Source organism: Microbacterium sp. zg.Y909 (assembly GCF_024626565.1).
On the sequence record NZ_JANJFJ010000313.1, the window covers coordinates 1 to 1503 of the forward strand.

The window sequence follows — 1503 nt, forward strand, 5'->3', positions numbered from 1 at the left end:
GGCGGCGACGGCGACACCGGCGAGCTTCGCCTCGGTCGCCTCGGCGGCGGTCAGTGTGCGGTCGGGGGCACGGAAGCGCAGCGCGAACGTGAGCGACTTCTCCCCCTCGCCGACACCCGACCCGCGGTAATCGTCCACGAGCCGCAGCGACTCCAGCAGCTCCCCCGCCCCGTCGACCAGCGCGGCGCGCACGGCGGATGCCGGCACGTCCCGCGGCACGACGAGCGAGACGTCCTGCGTCGCGGCCGGGTATCCCGACAGGGAAGCCGCGACCACCCGGTCGCCGGCCAGCGCCAGCACGAGGTCGAGGTCCAACTCCGCCACGATCACGCGGCCAGGCAGGTCCGCGTCTTCGGAGACCGACGGCAGCACCTCGCCGACGTAGCCGACCTCGACGTCGCCGACCGACAGCACGCCGGTGCGTCCCGGGTGCAGCGCCGCGCGCTGCCCCTGCGCCACGTCCACGGTCACGCCGGCCGCCGCGGCCACCGTGCGGACCGCGTCCAGCGCGTCGCCCACGTCGAACGACTCTGCGGCCTGTCCTGGCTGCTTCGCGACACGGTGGCCGGTCAGCAGCACCGCGACGTGGCGTGCCTGCGGCGGAATCGAAGCGTCCAACGCCGCGAGCGTGGCGGCATCGGGCCGCACCGCGAGCGGCGGCACGTGGTCGGTGCCGTAGACGACACCGGGCACGGGCAGGAACACCGCGCCGGTCTCGAACAGCGCGAGGTCACCGAAGCCGCGCGCCAGGTTGCGGTGCGCGACCTGCAGCAGACCCGGCACCAGCGAGCGGCGCAGGAACGGCGCCTGGCCGTCCAGCGGGTTGGCGAGCTTGACGCTCGGCAGGTGCTCGCCGGAGGCGGACCCGTGCAGGTCGTTCTGCTCCGCCGTGGTGAAGGGGAACGACGGCGTCTCGGTGTATCCGGCGGCAGCCAGGGCGTTGGCCACGCGCCGGCGCCCCGCCTGCGCGGCGGTCAGGCCCCGGCCCGACGGCGGCACCGGCAGCACCGACGGAATGCGGTCGAACCCGTCGATGCGGGCGACCTCCTCGGCGAGCGTCCACTTGTCGGTCAGGTCCGGACGCCACGACGGCGGGATGACGACCCACCCCTCGCCGGTCTCGGTGACCTCGCACCCGATCTTCTCCAGCGCGCCGACGACATCGGCATCGCTGTAGTCCACGCCGATCAGGCCGGGCACGAACGCCCGGGGCAGATCGATCCCGGCGATGTGCACGTCGGCGAACAGCGCGCCGCCGACCCCGGTGTCGAGCGTCCCTCCGGCGTACTCGACCATCAGGTCGGCCACGCGCCGGGCGGCGACGAACGGGATCAGCGGATCCACGCCGCGCTCGAAACGGCGCGACGCCTCCGACGGCAGCTTGTGCCGGCGGGCGGTACGGGCGATCGAGACGGTGTCGAACACCGCGGCCTCGATGAGCACGTTGCGCGTGGCATCCGTCATCTCGGTCGTGCCACCGCCCATGACGCCGGCCAGGCCGAT

1 protein-coding gene is annotated in these 1503 nt (G+C 74.1%); it reads right to left on the reverse strand.

Annotation, left to right across the window (positions count from 1 at the left end; all coding sequences use genetic code 11):
• A partial coding sequence (locus tag NQ160_RS17940) for a phenylalanine--tRNA ligase subunit beta (protein ID WP_257516497.1) occupies window positions 1-1503 on the reverse strand: 1503 nt, incomplete at both ends.